General features: G+C 57.8%; 1 protein-coding gene. It reads left to right on the top strand.

Annotated features, from left to right (window positions below; translation table 11 throughout):
* Positions 1 to 1,106: IS66 family transposase (gene tnpC / locus B9Y90_RS26260; protein ID WP_085543195.1), on the top strand; the 1,106-nt coding region annotated here is incomplete at its 5' end.
* Positions 1,107 to 1,138: the final 32 nt, after the last annotated feature.

Here is a 1,138-nt window from a genome sequence, read left to right as displayed (position 1 = left end):
CCTTTAAAGTCATCGAAACGGTCCGTCCAAAACTGGCGTGCAGCCGGTGCGACGTCATCGTGCAGGCGCCACTCCCGGCCAAACCAGTAGAAGGCAGTCGTGTGGGCAGCAGCCTGCTGGCCCGTATCCTGGTCGGAAAATATGTGGAGCATACACCGCTGTATCGACAGTCTGAAATCTACGCCCGTCATGGACTGACACTGAGTCGTAACACGATGGTGCGCTGGGTCGCGATGATGGGAAACCGGCTTCGTCCGCTGTATGAGGCGCTCAACCAGTACGTCCTTCAGGCTGGCAAGGTGCATACCGATGACACGCCGGTCAGGGTGCTGGAGCCCGGGAGTGGTAAAACGCGAACCGGCCGGCTGTGGGTCTACGTCCGGGATGACCGCAACGCCGGGGTGAGAGAACCACCGGCAGTCTGGTTCTCTTACTCAGCGGACCGTAAGGGCGAACACCCACAGCGGCACCTCGCCGGGTACAACGGTGTGCTTCAGGCCGATGCATATGGCGGATACGACGCGTTGTATGAGTCCGGGCACATCAGGGAAGCGGCGTGCATGGCGCATGCCAGAAGGAAAATCCATGACGAGCATGTGCGGCGGCCAACAGCGATGACGGGTGAAGCGCTGAAACGTATAGCTGCGTTATACGTTATCGAAGCCGAAATCCGTGGACTCTCGTCTGCCGGGCGGCTGGCTGCCAGAAAGAGCCGGACGGTCCCGCTGATGCGATCGTTACACGACTGGGTCCTGGAGCAGATGAAAACGCTGTCGGTTCACGCTGAGATGGCGAAGGCGTTCACGTACATGCTGAAACAATGGGATGCCCTGAACGAATACTGCCGCAACGGTCAGGTGGAGATCGACAATAACATCGGTGAAAACGCGTTGCGCTCAGTGGCAGTTGGCAGAAAAAATTATCTGTTCTTCGGCTCTGATAATGGCGGTGATGCTGCGGCGATCATCTACAGTCTGCTTGGCACCTGCAAGCTGAACGGCGTGGAGCCGGAAGGCTGGCTGCGTGAGGTGATAAGCAAGATCAACGACAGGCCTTCAAACCGGGTACATGAACTGCTGCCCTGGAATCTCTCCTCTGTAAAATAATCCTTACGCCACGTTCAGTATGGGGCGCTTAC

Origin of the sequence: Cedecea sp. NFIX57 (assembly GCF_900177785.1) — a bacterium.
Lineage (GTDB): Bacteria > Pseudomonadota > Gammaproteobacteria > Enterobacterales > Enterobacteriaceae > Cedecea > Cedecea neteri_C.
Note: the sequence above shows the minus strand (reverse complement) of the source record. Positions and strands in the feature narration are given on the sequence as shown.